Here is a 24,541-nt window from a genome sequence, read left to right as displayed (position 1 = left end):
GCATCGGGATCAGGATAGTTTGCTTTTCAGCGAAGGATCGGGCGAGGCTTTGAGTGTAAATATCGTTATTTCGGGTAATATTCCAATTCGGCCCGGGTAACCTAAAAAGCCGTAACCTGTATTTACATATAATTGCTGGTTGCCTTCGCGGTATAAACCGGCCCATTCTTTATATACGTATTGTATAGGGCTCCACTGAAAGTGCCTGTTCTGTACACCAAATTGCATACCATGGGTATGGCCCGCAAACATTACATCTATATCCTTATAATCTAATACCTGCGCGCGCCAGTGAGATGGGTCATGTGATAGCAAAAGTTTTACAGGCAGGTCCTGCGTATCTTTAACAGCCAGGTCAACCCGGCCATATTTAGGGAAACGGCTCAGGCTGCCCCAATTCTCAACACCTAAAATACCTATTTCTTCGCCATCTACCTTTAAACGGCGGTTGCTGTTCAGTATCAGGTCCCAACCCATGTTTTTATGAGTAGCTTTCAGGTCATCAAGGTTACGTTTCTTGTCTGCTTCTGTAGGCCAGTGCGCATAATCTCCATAATCATGGTTGCCTAACGATGAGTATACACCTAAGGGCGCTTTTACTTTCGCGAAGATGTCCTGATAATCACGCATTTCGCTGGCTATATTATTCACCAGATCGCCAGTAAAAAAAATAAAGTCGGGCTTTTCTTTAAGCAACATTTCTACCCCACCTAAAACCGCTTTTTTGTTATAAAAGCTACCGGAGTGTATGTCTGATAATTGTCCTAATTTAATGCCGTCAAAGGCTTTTGGCAGGTTGGGGAGGTAAAGGGTTCGGTGCTTAACGCGATAGTCGTACGCGCCCGATACAATACCGTAGCCAAGCGATACCATTGGCAACGAGCCTGCCAATAAGCCAGCCTTCATTAAAAACTCAGACCGTGGGATATGATTTGGTGCCGGCTCGCTTGCCGGAAACTCCGGTTCAGGTTTGTTTTTTTTTCTGGCTTTGAAAAGTATGAGCCTGCGTATATCATCAACAAAAATAAATGGCAAAAACAGGATCTTGGCAGCAAGTACGATAAAGAATATCATAAGCAATGCACCCTTGATTCCGATACTCATTTTGAGGTAAATACTGGCAAATAATCCCGCCAGTAAAAACAATGAAACACCCCAATACCAGCGTGTAAATGACTTTTTAAAGGGGAACTTCCATTTTTTTGATGCCCCGCGTATACCGCTGATGATATAAAGATCGGCCGCGATGATGGCGGCGGAAATGAGTATAATGGTGATGACCTGCTGCATTAATAAAGTTTTAATTAATAACGCTCATCGTCCATATCTTCATCGGGTTCCATGTTAAACAAACTGTTAAACATATCCGAAAAGGCGAAGCCGTTATCTAAAAATCCTTTATTTAACTGCGAAAACTCTGCCAAACCGTGTAACACAAACTCCATCAGCAATAATTGCTGGTTTTCTGCCAGTTTGGGGTGGAAGGTTTTTACAAAGTCCTTCAGCCCGGTTATCGAATTGAGCAGCTTTTTGTATTCCTGTAAAGGCAAACCGTCTATCACTGCAAGGGTGTTTCCATTTTCAAACCACTCGATGATCTCTTTATATGGATTTGCCTTTTTAGATTTTTTTGCCTTTTCGGGATCAGGGAAGTATTGCAGCATCAATGTTTTGATGGCTTTACCCACCAAAATATTAGCCACCTTAGCCGGGCCTTCAAGCTCACCCTCGTAAACCAATTCTATTTTGCCGGTAATGGCCGGGATAACACCCAAAAAGTCGGAGATGCGCACGAAGGTGTTTTTCTCCCGGTTAATGATCATCCTGCGCTCGGCATTGCTGATCAGGTTCTCGTAAGCTGATATGGTTAACCTTGCCGATACACCCGATTTTTTATCGATATACTCGGAGTTGCGTGCCTCAAAAGCGATCTGCTCAACCAGGTTCTTCACCAAACCATCGGCCTCAACATTGGTCCGTTGCGATGGCGACAAGGTAGCTTCCTGTTGGGTGATCTTCCTCGAAATCTCAACCGAGCGCGGGTAGTGCGTTAATATCTGGCTCTCAATACGGTCTTTCAATGGTGTAACTATCGAGCCGCGATTGGTATAATCTTCGGGGTTGGCGGTAAACACAAATTGAATATCCAGTGGTAGGCGCAATTTAAAACCGCGGATCTGGATATCTTTTTCCTGTAAAATATTGAACAACGATACCTGGATACGTGCCTGCAGATCGGGCAGTTCGTTTATCACAAAGATGCCACGGTGTGCTCTCGGTATTAAACCAAAGTGCAATACGCGCTCATCCGAGTAAGTGAGTTTTAAGGTAGCCGCTTTTATCGGGTCAACATCACCGATCAGATCGGCAACGGTAACATCGGGGGTAGCTAATTTTTCGGTATAGCGGTCGTTGCGGTGCAGCCATGCTATCGGGGTAGCATCGCCCTTACTTTCCACCTCGTTATGCCCGAACCATGATATCGGCGCTAATGGATCGTCATATAATTCCGACCCTTCAATATAGGGCACATATTCGTCCAGCAGGTTTACCAATAAACGCGCGATACGGGTTTTTGCCTGTCCGCGTAAGCCTAACAGTAAAATGTTGTGGCGTGATAAGATAGCGGTTTGCAGATCAGGGATAACTGTATCCTCATAACCTATAATGCCCTCAAAACCGCCTTCTTGTTTTTGTAACTGCTCAATTAAATTGTCGCGCAATTCATCCTTAACCGACCGGCTAACGTACCCGCTCTTTTTTAACTCGCCTAATGTTTTTATTGTTGGTATGCTCATGTATCTGTTTAATTCTTTTATCCTTATTATTAAAACCGTCCTTGCGAGGGACGAAGCAACCTCTGCGCGACAGGTCTCTAATAGGCTTCATCGACATGCATATGTAGAGGTTGCTTCGCTATCGCTCGCAATGACGTGTTGGGTGAGGGCTGCTAATTACCTCACCGTCCTTCTTCTGTTCTTAATATAATCCTCAAAAATATATTCACCTAACCCGTTCAGCGAACTGTAAAATGCCTTGCCACCATTGGTCTGTGTAAAATCACGAACGAACTGTTGCAGGTAGGGGTCCTTCGCTATCATAAACGTGGTGATGGGTATTTTTAAACGCTTGCATTGCGCAGCCATATTCAGGGTTTTGTTCACCACCTTGCGGTCTAGCCCAATGCTGTTTTTATAATATTTGGTGCCTTCCTTCAGGCAAGTTGGCTTGCCATCAGTTATCATAAAGATCTGCTTGTTGTGTGTTTTGCGGCGGCGCAGAATATCCGTTGCCAGCTCCAAACCAGCGTAAGTATTGGTATGATATGGGCCAACCTGCAAATAAGGCAGATCTTTCAAACTTATAGGCCAGGCATCGTTGCCAAAAACTACAATATCCAGGGTGTCTTTAGGGTACTTGGTTTTGATGAGCTCGGCCAACGCCATTGCTACTTTTTTGGCAGGTGTGATGCGGTCTTCGCCGTATAGGATCATCGAGTGCGATATATCGATCATCAGGACGGTAGAAGTGAGGGTTTTAAAATCCATCTCCTCTACTTCCAGGTCGCGCTCGGTTAAGTGGAAATCATCAATACCATGATTTATCTGCGCGTTGTGCACGCTCTGCGTCATGTCTATCTGGTCCAGGCTATCTCCAAACTGGAACTCGCGGCGCTCAGCGTTCTTCTCATCACCCTGCCCGCTTTGCGGTGTGCGGTGGTTGCCCTTACCCGATTTTTTCAGCTTGCCAAATATCTCCTCCAGCGCGCTTTGGCGAATGCTTTGCTCCGCCTTGGCGGTTATGTTAAACTCGCCGCTTTGCTCATCTTCTTTTAGGTATCCCTTTTGTTTCAGTTCATCTACAAAATCGCCAATGCCGTATTCATTGTTGGTTAATTTGTATTGTTTATCTAATTCGTTAAGCCATTGCAGCGCCTCATCGGCATCGCCGGCGGTATAGTTCAGCAACTCCATAAACAGTTTCAACAATTCATCGAAACCGCCTTTTTGAAACTGCTGTGGTATAAATTTAGAAAATCCGTAACCGCGCATAATATCCTTTCAAGTCTAATTAACGACTAATTTAAGCTAATAGTTTTATAGTAGGGAGGGATAGCCTTAGTCTGAAGGTTTTTATGACGTAAGCGTTACAGCACATCGTTTTTGCAGATTAGAAAACCGTTATGGAATATATCTGTTCACATATTTGAGGACAGATAACCACAAGAACGATCGCCCCCCATACTTATTCACTGTAATTGCCACGCCGGCCTGATAGGAGGCGTCTTATCAGCAAGGTTAATCCGATATCAAAATAAATCTGGAACCTAACATTCGAAATTAAAAAATCAAATCGCCAATTCCCCGTTCGCAATGATCTCATTGATCTTCGCCTGGTCGTAAACCGGATTGGCCCCACGTTGCGATGCTACAAAAGCGCCAATGGCACAAGCTTTTTCTAAAACCTCGTCCATCGGTTGTTTGTTAAGCAGGCCGGCAATAAAGGTAGCTAAAAAGGAGTCGCCCGCGCCAACGGTATCTACCACCTCAACCATAAAGCCGGGGTGTTCGTAAAATTTATCATCGTGGTAAACAATAGCTCCGTTTTCGCCGCGGGTTACGCAAATAGTTTTGCTATGGTACTTTTTACGGAACTCGGTTATTTTGTCCTTTAGCGGCTCATCGTAGTTGCCAATAAGCAGATTGGCCTCTTCCTCGTTCATTTTTATCACATCAGCCATAGCGGCCAATGTTTCGATGGTCGATTTTTCGTAATGCGGGTGGCGCAGGTTTACATCAAACACCTTCAGCATCTTATTCTCGAAAAGGTTAAGCAGCGTGTTCCGGCTTGCTGCAGTACGACAAGCCAAACTGCCAAACACAATTACCGATATAGTTTTAATGCGAGCCTGAAGTGTTTCGTTGTGTTGGATATTATCCCATGATACCGGTTTGGGTATGGTGTAAGTAGCCTGTTGCTGCTTATCCAACTGAACAGCTACTTTACAGGTAGGGAGCTTTTCATCAACCTGCAACAAGTCCGAGTAAAGGTTGTTGGTCTTTAAAAACTGGCCAAGCTCACGGCCGGGTTTATCGTTACCTATCCGGCTCAGCAATGATGCATTTATGCCCTGCTTTACTAAATGCAAAGCCACATTCATTGGCGCGCCGCCGGGTTTTTGCTCATCGCCAAAAGTATCCCATAACACTTCGCCAAAACACAACACCTGTTTCTTCATAACAATACAATGGTAAGGTATATCGCAAAGCTAAAAGGTTTAACCTGTGCAATTGTTTCATAATCGTCATATCGGCATAAATAGTTTTATACAATTGTTTATTTGTTTTGTAAATATCGCGATGCGTTAATAATGCCCTTGTTTGCGTTTATAAGCCGTTTTTTATTTATTTTTATGAAATGAAGAAAGCTTTATTCACATTTTTGTTTGTTATAGCTGTTGGTTTTAGCTTCGCGCAAAGCAAACAGGCTATTATAAAAGTACTCAGCACCCAGCAAGCCGCCTGGAACCGCGGCGATATTGATGGTTTTATGCAGGGCTACTGGAAATCCGATTCGCTGGTATTTGTAGGGAGTAAAGCCCCAACCTATGGCTGGCAAACCACTATGGATCATTATAAAAAATCATACCCCGATAAGGCCACCATGGGTAAGCTCGATTTCACCATCACGAAGGTTGATGTATTGGACGCAACAAATGCGTTCGTATTAGGCGGCTGGCACCTCACCCGCGCCAAAGGCGATGTTGGCGGGTATTTTACACTGTGGTTTAAAAGGATTGACGGGGTATGGGTGATTGTTTGTGATCATACAAGTTAATGCAGTTTCCCGGTCCCCAACTCCCGCTCCGCCCGTTTCACCGCCAGTTTTTCCCTCCAGGTTGCATACTTGCCTTTAAACAGCATTTTCAAAACACTATCTACCCCACCTTTAACCGCCAAGTTATATAAACTTGCAGCTTTGCGCGATAGGGATGCATCCCAGGCACGCAGGCTTAGCGAGTACGAGCCATCCAGGTATTTCATCCAATGCCAGTAACCGGTAGGCATAAATAAGGTATCGCCATGCTCTAAAAAAACTTCGTAGCCCTCTACGCCGTCCAGCGCCGGGAACTTTTTAATATCCGGATTGGCCACGTCATAATCCTCAAGCGCGTAGGTAGCGTTAGGGATACAATATAAACGGCGTTTCCATTTATTCTCAAAAAGTATTACCTGCTTGCGCCCGCCAAAGTGGGTATGGAACAGGTGCGGCAAATCAATATCGTAATGCAAAAAAGTAACCGAGTTTGAGCCGCCGAAGAACATAGCGGGCATACTCTCTAAAAAACCACCCATCAAATCTTTGGGCATTACTATATCCTGTAAAAGCTGCGGTGCCTGTTTAAATATATTGAAGAAGAAAATGCGGAGCTCGGTTGGCTTACTTCGTATCAGATCAATGTACGTATCAAAAGGCATTTCGGCAGCGGGGGCATTTATTGGTTTTGATGGGTCGGCTTTGGAGTTATCATATAGCGGAACCACCTTGTTGCCAACTACCTGCTTTAAATATTCGGGTGTCCATTTATCGCGTGCCGGCCAGTTTTTGGTAAGGCCCTTTATTACTACAGGTTTGCGCGGGTTAAGATATTTTGCTTTAAAGTCCGCCTCGCTTATGGTATCAACAACATCAACAGGAGAAAGTATAAAACCCATGCTTATCCTTTTTTTGCTAAGATAAAGTATTGCTGCTAAAACAAAAAAACCCGGGAGCTTGCGCAGCCCGGGTTTCTATTAATAGGTAGTTAAATGTTCTGATTACTTAGGCATCAACACCGTGTTTACCACGTGTATCACACCATTGCTTTGGTTAACATCGGCAATGGTTACCCATGATTTTCCTCCTTTTTCGTCAACCAGGTAAATCTTTTTACCTTCGGCCATGGCAGTTAAAGTACCACCGCTAACGGTTTTCAATTCTGCTTTGCCACCGCCTGCTTTAATTTTGGCAGCAATCTCGGCAGCGCTCCATTTACCGGCAACAACGTGGTAAGTTAATACCTTGGTGAGGGTTGCTTTATTTTCAGGTTTTAATAAAGTTGGTACGGTACCTGCAGGCAATTTATCAAATGCCTCGTTAGTTGGAGCGAATACGGTAAACGGACCGGCACCTTTTAAAGTTTCAACCAAACCGGCTGCTTTTACTGCGGCAACAAGTGTGGTATGATCTTTGGAATTTACTGCATTGTCAATAATGTCTTTAGTTGGATACATGGCCGCGCCACCTACCATTTTGGTTTGAGCATAAGCTTGTTGGCCTGCTGCAAGAGCTACAGTTGCAATAACTGTAAAAAATAATTTTTTCATTTTTTTTAATTTTAAATTGTTTTCAATCGGTAAAAAATGAATTTGCCTGCAGGACTCCCCGGTTGTTTTTGCGTTTATTTTAAAACCGCCGAAGCATTCATCGTTGTTTGATGAGAGTTACGGCAATACCCTGGTGGTTGGATTTTAGGAATATTGATTTATTTTATAATTAATTGAAAATCAATTATTTTAATATAAATCCTGTTCGCCATATCTCAGAAAAACAGATCGGAAGCTATCTTGTCGGCGTATAATTTCCCTTCTTGGGTAAGGGTTATGATGTTGTCTTTTTGGCTTATCCAGCCTTTTTCAAAAAATGGTTCGGATGCCTTTATCAGTTCCGATGATGACCCTTTGCTGATGCTATCGATTTTGTCTATATCCATTCCCCACATGGTACGCAGTGATGTCATGATGTATTCGTTCAGGCGGTTTTGTTCGGTCAGTTCTTCACGTTCTGCAGGGATACTGTTGCCGGAAAGTGCTTGGGTATATTTTGCATTATTAGCCACATTCCATTGTCTTGCCTCGCCGTTAAACGAGTGTGCCGATGGGCCTATTCCCAGGTATTTTACACCTTTCCAATAGTTGGAGTTATGGCGCGAGTAATTGCCCGGTGTGCAAAAATTCGATATTTCATACTGCTCATAGCCCTGTGCTTCCATCGCGTTAAGCATCACTAAAAATTGTTCCGAACTTTGAGCCTCGTCCATAGGTGCATATACCTTTTTTTTGATGAACGATGCCAGCGCCGTTTGGGGTTCAACCGTCATGCTGTAGGCGGATATATGGGGAATATGCAAGTTAAATACCTGCTCAAGGTTGTGCTTCCACTTGTTATCGGTTAACAAGGGGTAGCCGTATATTAAGTCGATGGTAATGTTTTCAAAACCGCTATCCTGTACCCGCTTTACCGATGCTTCAGCCTCGTTGGCGCGGTGTGCGCGGTTCATCCAAAAAAGGTCTTCATCAAAAAAGGACTGAATGCCAATACTAAAACGGTTTACCGGGGTTTGTCTTAAGGCCAATACTTTTTCGTAGTCCAGATCGTCCGGATTAGCTTCCAACGTAATTTCGGCGTTTGATGATACGGTATTGTGCTGTGTTACAGTATCCAGCAGCCTGTTTATCTCATCGCCTTTTAGCAGCGAGGGTGTACCCCCGCCAAAATAAATGGTTTCGATGGTTTCGCCATTAAGGTAATCCTTTTGCAGGCGTATTTCGTTCTGTATCGCGCCAAGTAACTCATCCTTATATTTTAATGATGTGCTGAAGTGAAAATCGCAATAATAGCATGCCTGTTTGCAAAAAGGGATATGGATGTAAATGCCGGCCATGCGGCAAAGATAGGTGTTTAATATTTACGCCAATACAGCACGCCATTTGCGTTAAACACATCGGCCATTTCTTTAACAGGGCTTTATTGCAGTTTGAATTTTTCAGCATTCGGGTATCTGTTGCCAGCCGTTAACTTTCCATTTCAATTAAAATTGGCAACATCAAAAAAACTTCTGTATGTTCGTTTATGCAATCGGTTTAAATCGATTATAAACACTAAAACAAATACGCTTGAAATTTACATATGACGATATGAAAATACGTGCTTTATTTACTTTGCTAATAATGGGGTTGCTATTTGGCGGCACTGGTCATGCTTTCGGGCAAGAGTTTATTGAGTTATGGCCCAAAAACAACATCCCCAACTCCAAACACCTCAACCTTAGCGATAGCATTGCCAACGAGCGCATATACCGCGTAATGATCCCAGGGATGTATGCATTCTTTCCGGGCAAGCAGGAAAATAAGGGTGCCGCGGTAGTAATATGCCCCGGCGGAGGTTATGAAAGGCTGGCCTATGTTATCAGCGGGTTACAACTGGCCAAATGGTACAATACCATGGGCATTACAGCTTTTGTACTCAATTACCGCCTGCCTAACTCGCCCGATTTAAAACAACGCGAAATAGGCCCTTTAATGGATGCGCAACGGGCCATCAGGTATATTCGCGCAAACGCTGTAAAATGGGGTATCAAGCCCGATAAAATAGGCATTATGGGCTCGTCTTCGGGAGGGCACCTGGCATCGTCTGCGGGTACAATTACCGATGATGTTTCGGCTATTGCCGATTCGCTCGACAAGGTTTCTTTTAGGCCTGATTTTATGGTGCTTGTATCTCCGGTAATTGATTTGAGTACCCTCCTGGCGCATGCCGGTAGCGTTAAAAACCTGCTTGGGCCAAATCCATCTGACGAGCTGAAGAAAAAGTTCTCTCCCCAACTCAGGGTAACTGCCGCTACCCCGCCATGTTTTATTGTTGATGCAATTAATGATAAAACCGTTAACCCCATGAATAGCCTGATGTTTTACCAGGCTTTGCTGCAAAATAAGGTTCCGGTAAGCTTTCATGCTTTTCCACAGGGGGCGCATGCTATAGCGCTGAGAAATAATCCCGGATCGACAGAGTTATGGACAAAGCTGTGCGAAGCCTGGCTGATAGAAATGGATATTATACCCGAAAGATTGGTTAGCAAATAAATCTATGTATAAAAAGTTAATAGGATTAACCGCTTTTGTTTTGATAATTAAAGTGGCCCAGGCTCAGTTTACCCAATTACCGGTAATACCGGCAACAGTTTACAATGTAAACGATTACGGTGCTGTAGCCGATAATAAAACAGTGAACACACGGGCAATACAAAAGGCGCTGGACGCCGCTAAAGCCACCGGAGGAACAGTGCTGATACCCGCCGGAGATTACCTGTGCGGCCCACTCAATTTATACAGTAAAACCAACCTGCAAATTGCAAAAGGCGCAACACTCAGGTTACGTAATGATATGGATGGGTTCCCGGCAGCCAACGGGCGCTATCTCAATTTTATTAATGTAGCAAAGGCAACTGATATCAAAATATCGGGCGGTGGCACCATAGACGGGCAAGGCGAAGTTTGGTGGAAAGCAACAGAAGCAAAATCGCTAACTTTAAGAAGGCCGCAAATGCTTTACATGGAAGGTGCACAACGCGTCGAGATAAGCGGGGTTACATTTTTAAACCCACCAAATACACATATATCATTAAAAAATGCCCTCGACGTATATATTCATGATATTGTGATACAGGCCCCAACCACCTCTCATAATACCGATGGAATTAATATATCAGCCAAAAATTGCACTATCGAGCATTGCACGATCAATACAGGTGATGATAACATAGCCATTAATTTTGGAAACAAGGAGCAGGCCGAAAACGATCCCGAAGTAAAAAACATAGTAGTTAAGGATTGCGCTTTTGGATACGGGCATGGCCTGTCGATAGGTAGTTTTACATCAGGGCATTTAAATAACCTTTTAGTAAGCAATTGCACATTTGATGGTACTACCTCTGCCATCAGGATAAAAACAGCGAGAGGCCGTGGCGGCGTGTTAAGTAACGTAACTTATGAGGGCATCACCATTAAAAATTCCCGCTATCCCATCTTTATCTCCGAATATTATCCGCATGAGCCGAAAACACCGCAGGAAGATGTTGCTACCGCTATTGGCGACCATAACCCGGTCTATAAAAACATTTCGTTAAAAAATATCACCGTTACCAATTCGCAGGAGGCATTGATTATCTGGGGCATCCCCGAATCGCCTGTTCAGCACATCCGGTTGGAAAATGTAAAAATATCAGCTAAAAACGGCGCGCAAATTTACAATGTTACAAACGCGGAGTTTATCAACTCGTCCATCGAAGCCGCTTCGGGCGAGAAATTACGGGTATACCGCGCCGGTGTAACCGGTTTAAATTAATGATTATGAAAAATATAAAAGATACGCTTTCTGTAAAGCTCATTACAATACTGGCTTTGGGCTTAATGGCTTTTGTGAACATCAGCCAGGATGAGAAACCGGTACTATATATTATTGGCGATTCGACCGTACAGAATAACGATGGGAACGGAAAAAACGCGTACTGGGGTTGGGGCACACTGCTTAAACCTTATTTGGATAGCACACGTATATCTCTGCAAAATCACGCCAAATCGGGCACAAGCACCCGCACCTTTATTTTAGATGGCAGGTGGAATAAAATATTAAAAACACTAAAAAAAGGTGATTTTGTGATCATGCAGTTTGGTCATAATGACCATGCCGGTGTAGATGATACCTCAAAACAGAAAGGCTCGCTTTTAGGCATAAGTGATTCAACAAAAGAGATCATTAGCATACGTACGCATCAAAAAGAAATTGTACATACATACGGATGGTATATGCAAAAATTTATAACTGAAGCTAAAGCGAAAGGTGCAATCCCAATTGTTTGTTCGTTAGTGCCGCGCAACCGTTGGGAAAAGAATGGCGAGGTAGTTAAAGAAGCTGAATACCCGGAGTGGGCCGAAACAGAGGCCAAAATAAATGGGGCATATTATATCAATCTTAACCGCATTATTGCCGGCCACTGGAAAGAGCTGGGGCAAAGCGAGGTAAAAAAATTCTTCCCCGGTGATGGCACACATACTAATATTGATGGCGCACGGCTGAATGCAAGCTGTGTTGTTGAAGGTTTAATGCAAATTAAAGATTGCCCGCTCAACTTGTATCTTAAATAAAACAGCGATCAGCTCAAAAACACAATAACTATATGATATTCAAAGCATTTAAGCCAATGGTTCCTTTATTAGGAGCGATAATAATGGCGCTACCTGTTCAGGCACAATTAGCTTCGAACCCTTATATTGCAAAAAGCAATGTAACCTGGACTACCCTTGGCGCCAACGAAAATGACTCGATGCCTTTAGGTAACGGCAGCCTTAGTGCCAATGTTTGGACAGAACAAAACGGCGACCTGGTTTTATTGCTATCAAGCCCGGACGCCTGGACCGAAACAGGGAAGATCGTAAAATTGGGCAGAGTTAGGGTTAAGTTAAGCCCTAACCCTTTCACATCTGCCAATGGGTTTACACAAACGCTCAAACCCGAAACAGGAATGATAGAGATAAAGAGCGGCACAAATACTTTGCAGGTTTGGATAGACGCCAATAACCCGGTTTTACATGTAGAAGCACATCTCGATCAAACAGCAACATTACAGGCAGGGCTGGAAATGTGGCGTAAAACACAACCGCTGTCGGCATTTAAAGAAACTGATAATTCGGGTGTAATGGGAGGCGATAATAGCCCCCGCACAGAACCGGATATTATTTTCCCCACCCAGACTAACCGCGTTACCTGGTGCCATTATAACCCAACCAGCTTTTATCCTTACCTGTTAAAACAGGAACACCTGGAATCATTGATCTCTAAAATGAATGACCCGCTTTTGCACCGTGCTTTTGGAGCCGCTTTAACAGGCCCGGAATTAATTAGCGTTGATGAGCGTACTATAAGATCCGGAGCTCCGGCTAAGTATCTTCGTTTAGATGTAATTGCAGCTATTGAAAAACAGGTTAGCTCCCCTGCTGAATGGAAACACGATTTGGATGCCTTGACCATTAAATTAAGTAAGCTCAATATTGACCAGGCCCTACAGGCACATCAAAAATGGTGGCAGAATTTTTGGGCCCGCAGTTGGGTACAAGTGAGCGGTAATGAAGATGCAGAGAATATATCGCAAGGTTATGTAATGCAACGGTATATGTTAGCGTGCTCATCGCGCGGAGAGATGCCTGTTAAATTTAATGGTGGTGTGTTTACTGTTGGGCATGATATGGCATCGGATACTACAAAACAGGTAGCCAATAACCACGATGCGGATTACCGCGCCTGGGGAGAATGGTTCTGGAACCAAAACAACCGCTTGCTGTACTGGCCATTAATTGCAACAGGCGACAATGACCTGGTAAAGCCCTGGTTTGATATGTATTTGAATGGCTTGACTTTAGCCAAAGCAAAAGTTAAAACATATTATGGACACGAGGGCGCGAGTTTCCCGGAAACGATGCACTCATGGGGCTTGCCAAGGTTAGGTGATTTTGGAAAAAACAACCCAACAAATGAAATTCAAAGCCATTGGCAGCGGTACCACGTTCAGGGATCGTTAGAGATAATAGCTCAAATGCTCGATACTTATGATTATAATCCCGATAAGGAATTTGCTGCTAAATCTATAGTACCTTTTGCGGATGAGATCATTACTTTTTATGATCAGCATTGGATCCGCGATGCGAATGGGAAGATACTCATGGCGCCCACCCAGTCGCTCGAAACTTATCAGTTAACAGCAGTAAATCCAACACCTGATATTGCAGGCCTTATGGCCGTAATACCACGCCTTTTGGCTTTACCGGCAAACATGATCACTGTAAAGCAGCGGGCAGCCTGGACAAAAACACTGGCCGATTTGCCACCAATACCTTTAGGTAAAACAGCTAAAGGCAAATTGCCCCCCTTAGGTGTAGGGGATACAGACGGCATAGCAACCATATTGCCTGCCGAAAAATATGACAAGCCGGGTAATTCAGAGAATCCTGAATTATATGTAGCATTCCCATACCGTTTGTTTGGTGTTGGAAAACCAAACCTTGAACTGGCACAGCATACATTTGCCGCAAGGCGATCGCCAGCTAACACCTGCTGGGGGCAAGACGGAACACAGTCGGCTGTGCTGGGTTTGGGTTCGGTAGCTAAAAAAGCAGCCATTGCAGCGTTTACCAACTATGGCGATCAGCGTTTTAAATGGTTTTGGAGACCGGGGCATGATTGGATACCCGACTTAGACAATGGCGGCGATGGTATGATAACACTACAGTTGATGCTGATGCAATGTGATGATAAGCGGATCCAGCTATTGCCGGCCTGGCCAACAGAATGGACTGCCGATTTTAAATTGTACGCCCCTTACCAAACAACGGTAGAAGGCCATGTTCAAGATGGTAAGATCAGCAATTTAAAGGTAACACCGGCCTCACGAAAGAAGGATATCGTGATCCTGAAAGCACAGTAAATCTGAGGCTTGTGTTTTGAACATTTGTTGCTGTTATTTAATTGATATGTATAAGTTTTCATAAAAAACAGGCGGGTAATTTTAGGTCAGCAAGAAATAGGTTCTTGTTGACCAATTAACCAATTATTCAATTTTTTTATGAAAACAAAACTAATTCAATTATTAGTAGTGGCTGCGCTTTTTGCGGGCTGTACTAAAAGTACGATCTCGGAGAATGAAATATCCGGACTATCTAAACACCCCGATGTAACAACATCATTCGCAACTACCGCCACGGCCGCTATTGATGCAGGTAGCCTGCAGCAAAGCATTCAGGGCTTTGGCGGGGCAAGTATTTTGGCCTGGGAGGCTGATTTAACGAGCGACCAGCGAACCAAAGCATTTTCGGCCAGTAGCGGGATAGGCATGAGTATATTGCGCGTAATGGTACCCACCAGCAGCGGTAGTTTTGCTGCTGAGAAACCTACTATTGATGCAGCCAAGGGTTTTGGTGCAAAAGTAGTAGCAACAGCCTGGAACGCGCCATCAAGTATGATGACGGGCATACATTTAAACACCTCTTCATACGCGGCATACGCGGCCCATTTAAGCTCATATAATACCGCTGTTGGTGGCGTTTACGCTATTAGTCCGTTTAACGAGCCCAATTATACAGGTTCGGGATGGATGGAAGCTACAGCAACCGAGGTTGGAAATTTTGTTGCCGCGCAAGGCAGTAATTGCGGTGCCCCAATTATGGCCCCCGAACCATTTAACATGGATCAAACATATATCAATTCTTACCTGAGCAATGCCACAGCCAAATCAAAAACGAGTTTTGTATGTGGCCATATTTATGGTAAAACACCTTATAACCTTGGCAGTATCGGCAAATCGGTATGGATGACAGAGCACTACACCAACTCATCCATAAGCGGTGATGATTGGAACAATGCCATGACTGCCGCCAAAGAGATACACGATTGTATGAACTCTGGCTGGGCGGCATACGTTTGGTGGTACATCCGCAGAAGCTATGGCCCGATAGACGAAAGCAGCAACATCACAAAATTAGGATACGTAATGGCGCAATATGCCAGGTATGTGCGCCCGGGTTATACCAAAGTATCATGCACGGCTAACCCATCAACAGGGGTTTATGTTACAGCATATAAAAGCGGAACGCAATTGGTGGTTGTTATTGTAAACCAAAACAGTGCAACCACGTATCAACCTTTTAGCCTGAGCGGTGTTACGCCTGCCGGGTTTGACAGGTATTATACCAACAGCAGTTCAAATATTGCACATAATAGCTTTACCATTACAGGCAGCAGTTTTGGCATAAATCTTACCCCATCAAGCGTTACTACTTTAGTATCTAATTAATACCATACAGATGTATCGGTTTGTTAACCGGTACATCTTTTTAATATTACACCTTTAAACCAAATTATTACAATAAATTTGCAGCAAGAGAATATATTTTAAGTAATGCGTAAAGTTGTCCGGGTATTCATGCTTTGTTTTTTATGGGGCATTACCTGCTTTGCACAAAAAGGCGATCAGCTTATTGCTCCGTTGGATACCAGCCAGGCAAGCCTGAAGCATTATACCGATTCGGCAGTAATGGCCCGGCAGCACTTTGTTGAAGACTCGCTTACCATGCAATACATCCGGTATCCCGATCCAAACCGGCATAATGTATTTGTTGATAGTATAATAAAGCACCTTAAATTTAATCCCCTCAGTTTTACTGATGGGCAGCCTGTAAAGAAACATTTGCTGCAAAGCGGTAAAGAGCGCGATCTGCGCCCGCAATGGATAATTGCGGTAATAGTGTTCTTGCTGATATATACCGGTGTGTTAAACCTGCTTATCGGTAAAGATATATATGCTATTTTGCAGGCATTTTATAGCAAGCGGGCATTTGCCAGCTTAACTAACGAAGACAGCCGTTTTACATCCTGGGCGTTTATTGCATTGTTCTCACTTTTTGGTTTTACCATAGGCTTATACCTGTACCAGTTAATTAGTTATTACCGGTTTGGTTTTAGTATTACCGGCTTTCAACTGTTCTTTATACTATCGGTTGTTGTAATTGCTTTATTTATTTTGAAGATATTGGTGCTGCAGGTACTCGGTTTTATATTTGATATAGGCCGTGTAATTAAAGAGTATGTATCTATCTTATATCTCACCTATTTTAATATTGCTTTTATATTTTTGCCTATAGTTGTGATTTTCAGCCTGATATCAGCTGTTTTTAAGCCATATTTACTGGCTTTTTCAGTATGTTTAATTATCTTGATATTTGTGGTTCAATACCTGCGAAGCACAATAAACATTATTTCTAAATTTCGTTTTCATAAAATTTATTTATTTATCTATCTTTGTGCCCTCGAAATTTGCCCTATTTTGATATTAATTAAGGCATTGGATTTATAAGATTTACAGGGAGTAACAAACAGGAACGTTGGAAGATAGAAAGAAAAAGGTAAAAAGCATATTAGTAACCTTACCTAAACCGGATACAGACAAGAATCCTTACGCCGAGTTGGCGAAGAAGCATAATCTGAAAATTGATTTCAGGTCGTTTATCCATGTTGAAGGGGTTGCTGCTAAAGATTTTCGTAAAGAGCGCATTAACCTGGCCGATTTTACCGCGGTTATTTTTACCAGCCGTAACTCTGCCGATCATTTTTTCCGCATATGCGAAGAAATGCGCTTTGAAGTATCTGCCGAAATGAAATATTTCTGCTTATCAGAAACGATAGCCCTATACCTCCAAAAATATATCCAATACCGTAAACGTAAAATATTTTTTGGGAAACAAACCGCTGCCGATCTGGCCGAGGTATTAAAAAAGCACTCAGGCGAGAAATTTTTATATCCATGCTCTGATGTTGCTGCCGAAGAAACACAACGCTTTTTGCTGGAGAATGGTTATAACTTTACCCCGGCAGTATTATTCCGCACGGTTTGCAGTGACCTGTCTGACTTAGCGGAGGTGTTTTATGATATCATTGCTTTTTTTAGCCCCTCAAGCGTACAATCACTATATAAAAACTTCCCCGATTTTAAACAGAACAACACCCGCATAGCCGCTTTTGGTGCAACCACAACAAAAGCTGTGTTAGATGCAGGTTTAATTTTGGATATTTCAGCCCCAACGCCCGCCGCGCCTTCCATGACCATGGCAATTGAACAGTACGTTAAACAAGTAAATAAATAGGCACGTATATTAAGTTTAAGTTAATTTCTTAACAAAAATACAACGAAACCTTATTTTATTTTTTTCGTATAATTGCCTGAATAATGATGAATGCTATCGTTATTTTAATTGAACACAATAATTGTTGATAAAAGTTGTTATGTTTAAAAATAATTAACCGATACCGAGACTCAATACTTTCGTAAAGGTTTAATTAAATTTTAAGTATATTCGACAATTGTAATTGTGTTTATTATTAGCACTTAGACTTTAAAATGAAATTTTTTTACTTTTTATTTTTCATAATAGCGGGGGTGGTTCTGGCTGGTTGCCAAAGTAAATTGAGCAGTGATAGGGGCGAGGTTGTAGGTGTGCGTCAGCGTTCATTCAGGCCAACGGTTCCTTACGGCATGGTTTACATCCCATCGGGCAGCTTTTTAATGGGCCCGGTTGATCAGGATATTACCTTTTCTACCATTGGCGATAATAAACAAGTTACTGTTCCATCATTCTTTATGGATGAAACCGAATTATCAAACAGCAAATATCGCCAGTTTGTTAATTGGGTGCGCGATTCTATTGCCATAACCAATTACCTTAAAGATAATAAATACTACGTACAGCCAAAACCTGGAGGCGGAGCTGCAAACCGTGGCAAAAAATATATCAATTGGGATTATGTAGCTAAATACCCGGTTTGGAGTGATAGAAAAGGCCAGCCAAGTAATAACAACAAGCTAAACGATATGTATTACCAGGGCGATGACCGTGTATTCGATCGTAACGAGATTGACGTTAGAATGCTAAAATACGTTTATGCTAAAATGGACCTGAGGGTTGCTGCCAATAATCAAAATGATAAAACAAAACGCCGTTCCGATGCGATACTGCGCGATACGATAGCGATATATCCGGATACATTGGTTTGGTTGAGTAACTTTACTTATGCCGCTAACGAGCCAATGGCGCAAGGCTATTTTTCGCACCCGGCGTATCAAAATTATCCGGTTGTTGGTGTAACCTGGAAACAGGCACGCGCCTTTACCATCTGGCGCACACGCCACTACGCTGCTTACAGCGAGTCGCGCCACCTGGAGCCGCGTTTGCCTTATGATTTGCCAAGCGAAGCCCAATTTGAATATGCTGCCCGTGGTGGCCGTATAGGTACAAATTACCCTTGGGGCGGCCCTTACATTAAAAATGCAAGGGGTTGTTTATTAGCTAACTTTAAACCCGGCCGTGGTAATTATAGCGATGATGGCGGAATATATACTGTAAACGTACATTCGTACTTCCCCAATGATTACGGATTATATAACATGGCAGGCAATGTAGCCGAGTGGACATCATCCGCTTACGATGCCGCCGCATCAACCTTTGTGAACGATTTAAGCCCAACGTTTGCCTACGAAGCAAAAAAGAATGACCCCGAGATCCTGAAACGAAAGGTAATCAGAGGTGGCTCATTTAAAGATGTTGGTTACTTTTTGCAGAACTCAACCCGTTCTTATGAGTATCAGGATACTGCAAAAGCTTATATCGGTTTTAGGTGCATAACCTCATTTGTAGGTCAAAGCATCACCAAACGTTAATTCAACAAAACAACAATAAACAACTTAACTAACAAAACAACTAACACAAAACAACTAAACTATTAAAAGTATGGCTGGCAAAGAAAAATTTAAAGTAAAGATCGGTAACATCGTATCTTGGGGTGCAACAGTAGTAATCGTAGGGTTATTATTTAAAATTCAACACTGGCCTTATTCTGGGGTTTTTATCTCGGTTGGGTTATTAACAGAAGCTGTGTTGTTTTTTATACTCGGATGTCAAAATGAACCAACTGAAGTGGATTGGACAATTGTTTATCCAGAACTGGCTGAAGGCGCTGCTACACCGGCACCGGCTCCAAAACAAAACTTAAATGCAACTACAACTGCTTTATCATTAGATAAAATGATAACGGATGCTAAGATCGGCCCTGAGTTGATAAATAGCTTAGGCGAAGGCTTAAAAACTTTCAGCGATAAAGTAAGCACAATAACTAAAGTAGCTGATGCAGGTACTGCAACACAAGAGTTTACGGCAAAATTAAAATCAGCCGGAGCGAGCTATGACAATATGAATGCTGCGTTTGCTAAAGCATCACAAGGCTTAACCGAGTTTGCAAGCTCAAATGGTGAGTCAAAAGCATACCACGATCAGGTTTCGGCTTTAGCTAAAAATTTATCAGCTTTAAATGCTGTATATGAGTTAGAATTACAGGATTCAAGTACCCACTTAAAATCAATGAACAAATTTTACCAGAATTTAGCGGTTACTATGCAAAACTTCAACGAATCAATGGATGATTCTAAGAAATTTAAAACTGAAGTTTCTGCATTAGCTAAAAACCTTGCTTCTTTAAATTCTGTGTATGGTAACATGTTATCTGCAATGAACCAGAAAATAGGTTAATTGAAAATTGATTTGGTCCAAAATTTTATCACAATATTAAAATATTAATATATGGCTGGAGGTAAACAAACCCCAAGACAGCGGATGATCAACATACTATACCTGGTATTGTTGGGCTTAATTGCCCTAAACGTACCGGAAAGTTTGTTAGATGCATTCAAAAAGATAGGCGATAGCATGTCTACTTCAACAAAAAATGTTCAAAATGGTATTAACAGTTCATATAAGGCTTTTGATCAGCATTTAAAGGATGAGCCTGTAAAAGCTAAGCCAATTTATGAGAAAGCGCAAAAAGCTACTGCTTTAGCTACTAAATTGTACAATGATGTTGAAGCACTGAAAGAACAATTAGTAAAGCAAAGTGGTGGTATAAGCGAGCAGACAGGTGATTATGCCGGTAGGGATAACATGGAAGAGTCTGAACGTATCATGATCAAGGATGGTAAAGGTGTTATACTTCGTAAAGAAATTTTGGACACTCGCGAGCAATTATTGAATTTGCTTGACCCTAAAGACCGTTCAGGAGTTAACCTTTCGCTGGATGCATCGGATCCTATACCTGGAAGAGGGCAGGCTGAAAAACCATGGGAAGAGGCTTATTTTGGTGCTAATATCCCGGTTGCAGCAGTTATGACAACTTTCATCAAGATCCAATCGGATGCGAAAAACGATGAGGCTGCCATCACTAAAAAACTGATGAGTAAATTCGATCAGGCATTAGTAAACCTGGATCAGTTTAACGCGGTTGCAGTAGCGCCAACCAGCTATGTAATAGTTGGCCAGCCTTACACTGCACAGGTGTTTTTAACTGCTTCAGATTCGCACTCTAAACCCGATATCACAGTTGGAGGCAGCTCATTACCTATCGAAAACGGTCAGGGTAAATATGTTGGTAATACTTCGTCAGAAGGTATCAAAACCTGGACAGGTGTGATCAGGGTGAAACAAACAGATGGTACTGTTAAAACTTACACAACACCAACGCAAACTTACCAGGTAGCTAAGCCATCGGCAGTAGTATCACCTGATAAAATGAACGTATTGTATATTGGTGTTGAAAATCCTTTATCAGTATCAGCTCCTGGTATATCGCGTGAGCAATTAAAAGTTTCAATCTCGAGCGGTTCAATATCATCGGTATCTCCTGGCCACTATGTTGCCAAGGTTTCAAGTATAGGCGAGGCTAAAGTTTCAATTTCGGGCGAACTGGAAAAAGGAAAAACCCAGGCATTGGGTAGTACTACATTCCGTATCAAACGTATCCCTGACCCTATTGCCCGTTTTGCAGGCAAAAGCAGTGGCTCAACTCCTGCGGTAAACATCCGTTCGCAAGACCGCGTTTTTGCAATATTGGATAACTTTGAGTTTGATGCCAAGTTTACAGTTACCAGGTTTACTCTGTTTATCCAAAAACCAAGACAAGATTTTATTATTATAAAAGGTACCGGAAACGAGCTTAACGCTCAAATGAAAGCCGCTATGGCAAGCGTTACACCGGGTACTAAAGTATTATTTGATGATATTACTGCGGTTGGCCCCGATGGTGGCGTACGTGGTTTACAACCAATTATACTTACAGCGAACTAATTGCGTTAAGAAAGAAAGGTGGAGTTATGAAAAAGAGGATTTTACTTATTGTTGTATTGGGCTTTTTAAGCACAGCTGTTTTTGCGCAGGCAAAGAAGAAAGCACCTGTTAAAAAGAAACCGGTAACAACTAAAAGCAAAACCACGGCTGCAAAACCAGCGGCCGGTAAAGCTAATACCTCATTAAATGGTAAGGCTAATGATGCTTCAAATAAACCCACTATTGCGGTTACACAAATACCTTTAACGGATACTGTTAAAAAAGACAGGCCGTTAAATGGTTTTTACGTAAAATCAAACATATTAAGTGCCAAACCTACGCCTTACGCTGTTTTGCGCGAGGCTGATGTAGTGTTCGAAAAAACAATTTGGCGCGAGATAGATCTGCGTGAACGTGTTAACCAATATCTTATTTCGCCAAAAAAACGTCTGATAGATGTACTGGTTAATGCCATCAAAAATGATGAATTAACCGTGTATGACCCAACACCAACTAAAATTGATGTGAATGGCGATGAGTTTACTGCCCCTTTAACCAAAGAAAAAGCACTGGCGCGCTTATCTGATAGCACGCTGGTACACCACTTTGATGCCGCAGGTACCGATATTGGTACAACAATGGTTCCTGGTGAGTTTAATCCGGATAGTGTTATAAAGTTCAGGATAAAAGAATTATGGATGTTTGATAAACAACGTTCTGTTTTTGAACCTCGTATTTTAGGTATAGCGCCATTGGTTAAACCCAAAGTTACCGGTGCGGGCGAAGCTGATTATCAGCCGGCTTTTTGGATATACTATCCCGAAGCAAGGAAGATATTAGCTGCTGAGGAAGCGGTTTTAAAACATAATGATGCTACAGGTTTAAGTTTTGACCAGGTATTGTTAAAACGGATATTCACCAGTTACATTGTAAAACAATCCAACGAGAAAGACGAACGTATTAAAGATTACGCCCAAGGGCTTGATAAGCTATACGAGTCGGAACGTATCAAAAAATCGTTGATGGATTGGGAGTTGGAGTTATGGAAGTACGGTAACTAAAACTATCAGTAAATTATAAAAAAAGAGCGATGAGTTGTAAACTCATCGCTCTTTTTTTATACCGCCGGCTGATTAAAGTATTTAATGATGGCCATTGCCTGCTTAGTGTTTACCACTTCCTGTAATTCATCGGCAGTAGCCTCCCTTATGTTTTTTACCGACTTAAAATATTTGAGCAATTTTTCGGCCGATGTTTTGCCTATGCCTTCTATCAGTTCAAGTTCGGTTGCCAAAGTTCCCTTATCACGCTTTTTGCGGTGGGCCGTGATACCGAAACGGTGCGCTTCATCACGCAATTGTTGTATCACCTTTAATGTCTCCGATTTTTTGTCGAGATACAAGGGGTATTGGTCGCCGGGGTAATACAATTCTTCGAGCCTTTTGGCTATGCCAATAACTGTTACTTGTTTATCTATCCCCAGCAGCTTTAAACTTTTAATAGCCGATGATAGCTGTCCCTTGCCGCCATCAATTACTATGAGTTGGGGTAATGGGTTGTCTTCTTCGAGCATGCGCTTATATCGCCTGAAAACAGCCTCCTCCATCGTAGCAAAATCATTAGGCCCTTCAACGGTCTTCACATTAAAATGCCGGTAATCTTTTTTAGATGGTTTGCCATCCCTGAACACCACAATGGCCGAAACCGGGTATTTGCCCTGAAAGTTGGAATTATCAAAACACTCAATATGGTGCGGGAGTTGATTCATCCGCAAATCTTTCATCATTTGCGTAAGCAAGCGTTCCGATCGTACTTCGGGGTTCAGCTTCTCATACTGCTCCATCTTATCTCGTTTAAAGAAGATCACATTCTTTTGTGACAGGTCGAGCAGTTTCTTTTTCTCACCCAACTTGGGTACAGTAAATTTAATATTCGCATCATCCAGGTCGATATCAAACGGAACGATGATCTCTTTAGATTGACTATGGTACCTATCGCGAAACTCCGTAATGGCTATGCTCAGTATCTCTTCATCGCTTTCATCCAACCGCTTTTTAATTTCGATGGTTTGTGTTTGGATGATGGTGCCATTCATCACCTTTAAAAAGTTAACAAAAGCATATTTCTCTTCGGATGCTATGCTGAATACATCCACATCGGTAATTGATGAATTAACTACGGTTGATTTACTTTGGTAATTTTCAAGCACATCATACTTGCGCTTTAAGCGGTGCGCCAGTTCAAAATTCATGTTGGCTGCAGCAGTATCCATATCGGCTTTCAAATTTTTAACCACGGCGCCAATTTTACCGTTCAGTATATCCTTTATCTCTTCAATGCTGTTGGCGTAATCATCTTCGGTCTGGTAGTTTTGGCAAGGGCCTTTGCAATTGCCTAATTGGTACTCCAAACAAACTTTAAACTTACCTGCATCAATATTTTGTTTGCTTAATGGCAGGTTACAGGTGCGCAAAGGATAAGTTTCGCGGATAACGCCCAATATGGCATGCATCATACTTACCGATGCATAAGGCCCAAGGTATTTTGAGCCATCCTTAATGATCTTCCGTGTCCAGAATATACGTGGGAACCGCTCGTTTTTAATGATGATCCAGGGGTATGTTTTATCATCCTTCAGCAAAATGTTATACCGGGGCTGGTGTTTTTTTATCAGGCTGTTTTCCAGCAGCCAGGCATCAATTTCGGTATCAACAATGGTGAAGGTAATGTTGCGTATTTTGCTCACCAAAACCTTTGTTTTGGCATTTATGGTTTGGTCTTTATTAAAATATGATGTTACCCGGTTACGCAGATCTTTTGCTTTGCCAATATATATCAGTTCTTTATCGGCATCCCAATATTGGTACACGCCGGGCTTATGCGGTATGTTTTTTAGAACAGCTTTATAATCGAATGGGTCCATCATCTAACAAACGTAAAATTAGATTTTATTTGTGTATCCATCCTATTTTTGCTTTCCAAAATCGATTTAATATGCCGTATTCATATCTCAATCAAAAAATTACTATATT

The 24,541-nt window shown here is 42.4% G+C and carries 20 protein-coding genes; 12 read left to right on the top strand and 8 right to left on the bottom strand.

The genetic code is table 11. The features are described from left to right. Nucleotides 1-9 precede the first annotated feature (9 nt). From KXQ82_RS11065 to KXQ82_RS11050, 4 genes are all read right to left on the bottom strand, one after another. Complete coding sequence (locus KXQ82_RS11065) at nucleotides 10-1,290, bottom strand: metallophosphoesterase (RefSeq protein WP_219488440.1); 1,281 nt, start codon at nucleotides 1,288-1,290, stop codon at nucleotides 10-12. 14 nt (nucleotides 1,291-1,304) lie between these two features. Next, complete coding sequence (locus tag KXQ82_RS11060; protein WP_219488439.1) at nucleotides 1,305-2,798, bottom strand: AAA family ATPase; 1,494 nt, start codon at nucleotides 2,796-2,798, stop codon at nucleotides 1,305-1,307. A 156-nt stretch (nucleotides 2,799-2,954) separates the two neighbouring features. Beyond that, on the bottom strand, nucleotides 2,955-4,052 hold the full coding sequence (locus KXQ82_RS11055) for a vWA domain-containing protein (protein ID WP_219488438.1): 1,098 nt from the start codon (nucleotides 4,050-4,052) through the stop codon (nucleotides 2,955-2,957). A gap of 296 nt (nucleotides 4,053-4,348) precedes the next feature. Beyond that, nucleotides 4,349-5,239, bottom strand: a complete 891-nt coding sequence (locus tag KXQ82_RS11050; protein WP_219488437.1) for a carbohydrate kinase family protein — start codon at nucleotides 5,237-5,239, stop codon at nucleotides 4,349-4,351. Nucleotides 5,240-5,418: 179 nt separating this feature from the next. Here KXQ82_RS11050 and KXQ82_RS11045 point away from each other — a divergent pair, with 179 nt between their 5' ends. After that, on the top strand, nucleotides 5,419-5,838 hold the full coding sequence (locus tag KXQ82_RS11045; RefSeq protein ID WP_219488436.1) for a YybH family protein: 420 nt from the start codon (nucleotides 5,419-5,421) through the stop codon (nucleotides 5,836-5,838). Here KXQ82_RS11045 and KXQ82_RS11040 read toward each other — a convergent pair. The 3 genes from KXQ82_RS11040 to hemW form a co-directional block, all read right to left on the bottom strand. Further along, nucleotides 5,835-6,716: a cupin-like domain-containing protein gene (locus tag KXQ82_RS11040; RefSeq protein WP_219488435.1), complete on the bottom strand. Its 882-nt coding sequence runs from the start codon at nucleotides 6,714-6,716 to the stop codon at nucleotides 5,835-5,837. The two genes, KXQ82_RS11045 and KXQ82_RS11040, sit on opposite strands and share 4 nt — an antisense overlap. Before the next feature lie 102 nt (nucleotides 6,717-6,818). Next, nucleotides 6,819-7,367: a fasciclin domain-containing protein gene (locus KXQ82_RS11035; RefSeq protein ID WP_219488434.1), complete on the bottom strand. Its 549-nt coding sequence runs from the start codon at nucleotides 7,365-7,367 to the stop codon at nucleotides 6,819-6,821. A 215-nt stretch (nucleotides 7,368-7,582) separates the two neighbouring features. Continuing rightward, nucleotides 7,583-8,704 (bottom strand): radical SAM family heme chaperone HemW, encoded by a 1,122-nt coding sequence (gene hemW, locus KXQ82_RS11030; protein WP_219488433.1) that lies wholly within the window; start codon nucleotides 8,702-8,704, stop codon nucleotides 7,583-7,585. Between the two features lie 232 nt (nucleotides 8,705-8,936). Here hemW and KXQ82_RS11025 point away from each other — a divergent pair, with 232 nt between their 5' ends. From KXQ82_RS11025 to porN, 11 genes are all read left to right on the top strand, one after another. Continuing rightward, the gene (locus tag KXQ82_RS11025; RefSeq protein WP_255563622.1) at nucleotides 8,937-9,902 is read left to right on the top strand and encodes an alpha/beta hydrolase; all 966 of its coding nucleotides are present in this window, start codon (nucleotides 8,937-8,939) and stop codon (nucleotides 9,900-9,902) included. Between the two features lie 4 nt (nucleotides 9,903-9,906). Continuing rightward, nucleotides 9,907-11,163: a glycoside hydrolase family 28 protein gene (locus KXQ82_RS11020; protein ID WP_219488432.1), complete on the top strand. Its 1,257-nt coding sequence runs from the start codon at nucleotides 9,907-9,909 to the stop codon at nucleotides 11,161-11,163. Nucleotides 11,164-11,168: 5 nt separating this feature from the next. Further along, nucleotides 11,169-11,963 (top strand): rhamnogalacturonan acetylesterase, encoded by a 795-nt coding sequence (locus KXQ82_RS11015; protein ID WP_219488431.1) that lies wholly within the window; start codon nucleotides 11,169-11,171, stop codon nucleotides 11,961-11,963. A 56-nt stretch (nucleotides 11,964-12,019) separates the two neighbouring features. Continuing rightward, nucleotides 12,020-14,296: a DUF5703 domain-containing protein gene (locus KXQ82_RS11010; RefSeq protein ID WP_219488430.1), complete on the top strand. Its 2,277-nt coding sequence runs from the start codon at nucleotides 12,020-12,022 to the stop codon at nucleotides 14,294-14,296. A 138-nt stretch (nucleotides 14,297-14,434) separates the two neighbouring features. Continuing rightward, nucleotides 14,435-15,661 (top strand): glycoside hydrolase, encoded by a 1,227-nt coding sequence (locus tag KXQ82_RS11005; protein ID WP_219488429.1) that lies wholly within the window; start codon nucleotides 14,435-14,437, stop codon nucleotides 15,659-15,661. A 105-nt stretch (nucleotides 15,662-15,766) separates the two neighbouring features. Next, nucleotides 15,767-16,720, top strand: a complete 954-nt coding sequence (locus KXQ82_RS11000) for a DUF4271 domain-containing protein (protein ID WP_219488428.1) — start codon at nucleotides 15,767-15,769, stop codon at nucleotides 16,718-16,720. A gap of 28 nt (nucleotides 16,721-16,748) precedes the next feature. Next, entirely contained in the window at nucleotides 16,749-17,507 is a 759-nt protein-coding gene (locus tag KXQ82_RS10995) for a uroporphyrinogen-III synthase (protein WP_219488427.1), read from the top strand. Between the two features lie 254 nt (nucleotides 17,508-17,761). Further along, a complete protein-coding gene (gene porK, locus KXQ82_RS10990; RefSeq protein ID WP_219488426.1) occupies nucleotides 17,762-19,078 on the top strand; it encodes a T9SS ring complex lipoprotein PorK/GldK in 1,317 nt (438 codons plus the stop codon). A gap of 70 nt (nucleotides 19,079-19,148) precedes the next feature. Continuing rightward, nucleotides 19,149-19,943, top strand: a complete 795-nt coding sequence (gene porL, locus KXQ82_RS10985) for a type IX secretion system motor protein PorL/GldL (RefSeq protein WP_219488425.1) — start codon at nucleotides 19,149-19,151, stop codon at nucleotides 19,941-19,943. A gap of 51 nt (nucleotides 19,944-19,994) precedes the next feature. Beyond that, nucleotides 19,995-21,530 (top strand): type IX secretion system motor protein PorM/GldM, encoded by a 1,536-nt coding sequence (gene porM / locus KXQ82_RS10980; RefSeq protein ID WP_219488424.1) that lies wholly within the window; start codon nucleotides 19,995-19,997, stop codon nucleotides 21,528-21,530. Between the two features lie 26 nt (nucleotides 21,531-21,556). Further along, nucleotides 21,557-22,570, top strand: coding sequence for a type IX secretion system ring subunit PorN/GldN (porN, locus tag KXQ82_RS10975; protein WP_219488423.1), 1,014 nt, complete (start codon nucleotides 21,557-21,559; stop codon nucleotides 22,568-22,570). Nucleotides 22,571-22,626: 56 nt separating this feature from the next. Here the strand turns inward: porN and uvrC are convergent, their stop codons facing one another. Continuing rightward, nucleotides 22,627-24,432: an excinuclease ABC subunit UvrC gene (gene uvrC, locus KXQ82_RS10970; RefSeq protein WP_219488737.1), complete on the bottom strand. Its 1,806-nt coding sequence runs from the start codon at nucleotides 24,430-24,432 to the stop codon at nucleotides 22,627-22,629. Nucleotides 24,433-24,541: the final 109 nt, after the last annotated feature.

Source organism: Mucilaginibacter rivuli (genome assembly GCF_019391655.1).
Lineage (GTDB): Bacteria > Bacteroidota > Bacteroidia > Sphingobacteriales > Sphingobacteriaceae > Mucilaginibacter > Mucilaginibacter rivuli.
Note: the sequence above shows the minus strand (reverse complement) of the source record. Positions and strands in the feature narration are given on the sequence as shown.

Excerpts from the sequence above, each read along its gene's own strand:
- KXQ82_RS11050 (WP_219488437.1), bottom strand. The coding sequence starts at position 5,239 with ATGAAGAAACAGGTGTTGTGTTTTGGCGAAGTGTTATGGGATACTTTT.
- KXQ82_RS11035 (WP_219488434.1), bottom strand. The coding sequence starts at position 7,367 with ATGAAAAAATTATTTTTTACAGTTATTGCAACTGTAGCTCTTGCAGCA.
- porK (WP_219488426.1), top strand. The coding sequence starts at position 17,762 with ATGAAATTTTTTTACTTTTTATTTTTCATAATAGCGGGGGTGGTTCTG.
- KXQ82_RS11005 (WP_219488429.1), top strand. The coding sequence starts at position 14,435 with ATGAAAACAAAACTAATTCAATTATTAGTAGTGGCTGCGCTTTTTGCG.
- KXQ82_RS11000 (WP_219488428.1), top strand. The coding sequence starts at position 15,767 with ATGCGTAAAGTTGTCCGGGTATTCATGCTTTGTTTTTTATGGGGCATT.
- KXQ82_RS11065 (WP_219488440.1), bottom strand. The coding sequence starts at position 1,290 with ATGCAGCAGGTCATCACCATTATACTCATTTCCGCCGCCATCATCGCG.
- KXQ82_RS11020 (WP_219488432.1), top strand. The coding sequence starts at position 9,907 with ATGTATAAAAAGTTAATAGGATTAACCGCTTTTGTTTTGATAATTAAA.
- uvrC (WP_219488737.1), bottom strand. The coding sequence starts at position 24,432 with ATGGACCCATTCGATTATAAAGCTGTTCTAAAAAACATACCGCATAAG.
- KXQ82_RS11040 (WP_219488435.1), bottom strand. The coding sequence starts at position 6,716 with ATGGGTTTTATACTTTCTCCTGTTGATGTTGTTGATACCATAAGCGAG.
- porM (WP_219488424.1), top strand. The coding sequence starts at position 19,995 with ATGGCTGGAGGTAAACAAACCCCAAGACAGCGGATGATCAACATACTA.
- porL (WP_219488425.1), top strand. The coding sequence starts at position 19,149 with ATGGCTGGCAAAGAAAAATTTAAAGTAAAGATCGGTAACATCGTATCT.
- KXQ82_RS11055 (WP_219488438.1), bottom strand. The coding sequence starts at position 4,052 with ATGCGCGGTTACGGATTTTCTAAATTTATACCACAGCAGTTTCAAAAA.
- porN (WP_219488423.1), top strand. The coding sequence starts at position 21,557 with ATGAAAAAGAGGATTTTACTTATTGTTGTATTGGGCTTTTTAAGCACA.
- KXQ82_RS11015 (WP_219488431.1), top strand. The coding sequence starts at position 11,169 with ATGAAAAATATAAAAGATACGCTTTCTGTAAAGCTCATTACAATACTG.
- KXQ82_RS11045 (WP_219488436.1), top strand. The coding sequence starts at position 5,419 with ATGAAGAAAGCTTTATTCACATTTTTGTTTGTTATAGCTGTTGGTTTT.
- KXQ82_RS11010 (WP_219488430.1), top strand. The coding sequence starts at position 12,020 with ATGGTTCCTTTATTAGGAGCGATAATAATGGCGCTACCTGTTCAGGCA.
- hemW (WP_219488433.1), bottom strand. The coding sequence starts at position 8,704 with ATGGCCGGCATTTACATCCATATCCCTTTTTGCAAACAGGCATGCTAT.
- KXQ82_RS11060 (WP_219488439.1), bottom strand. The coding sequence starts at position 2,798 with ATGAGCATACCAACAATAAAAACATTAGGCGAGTTAAAAAAGAGCGGG.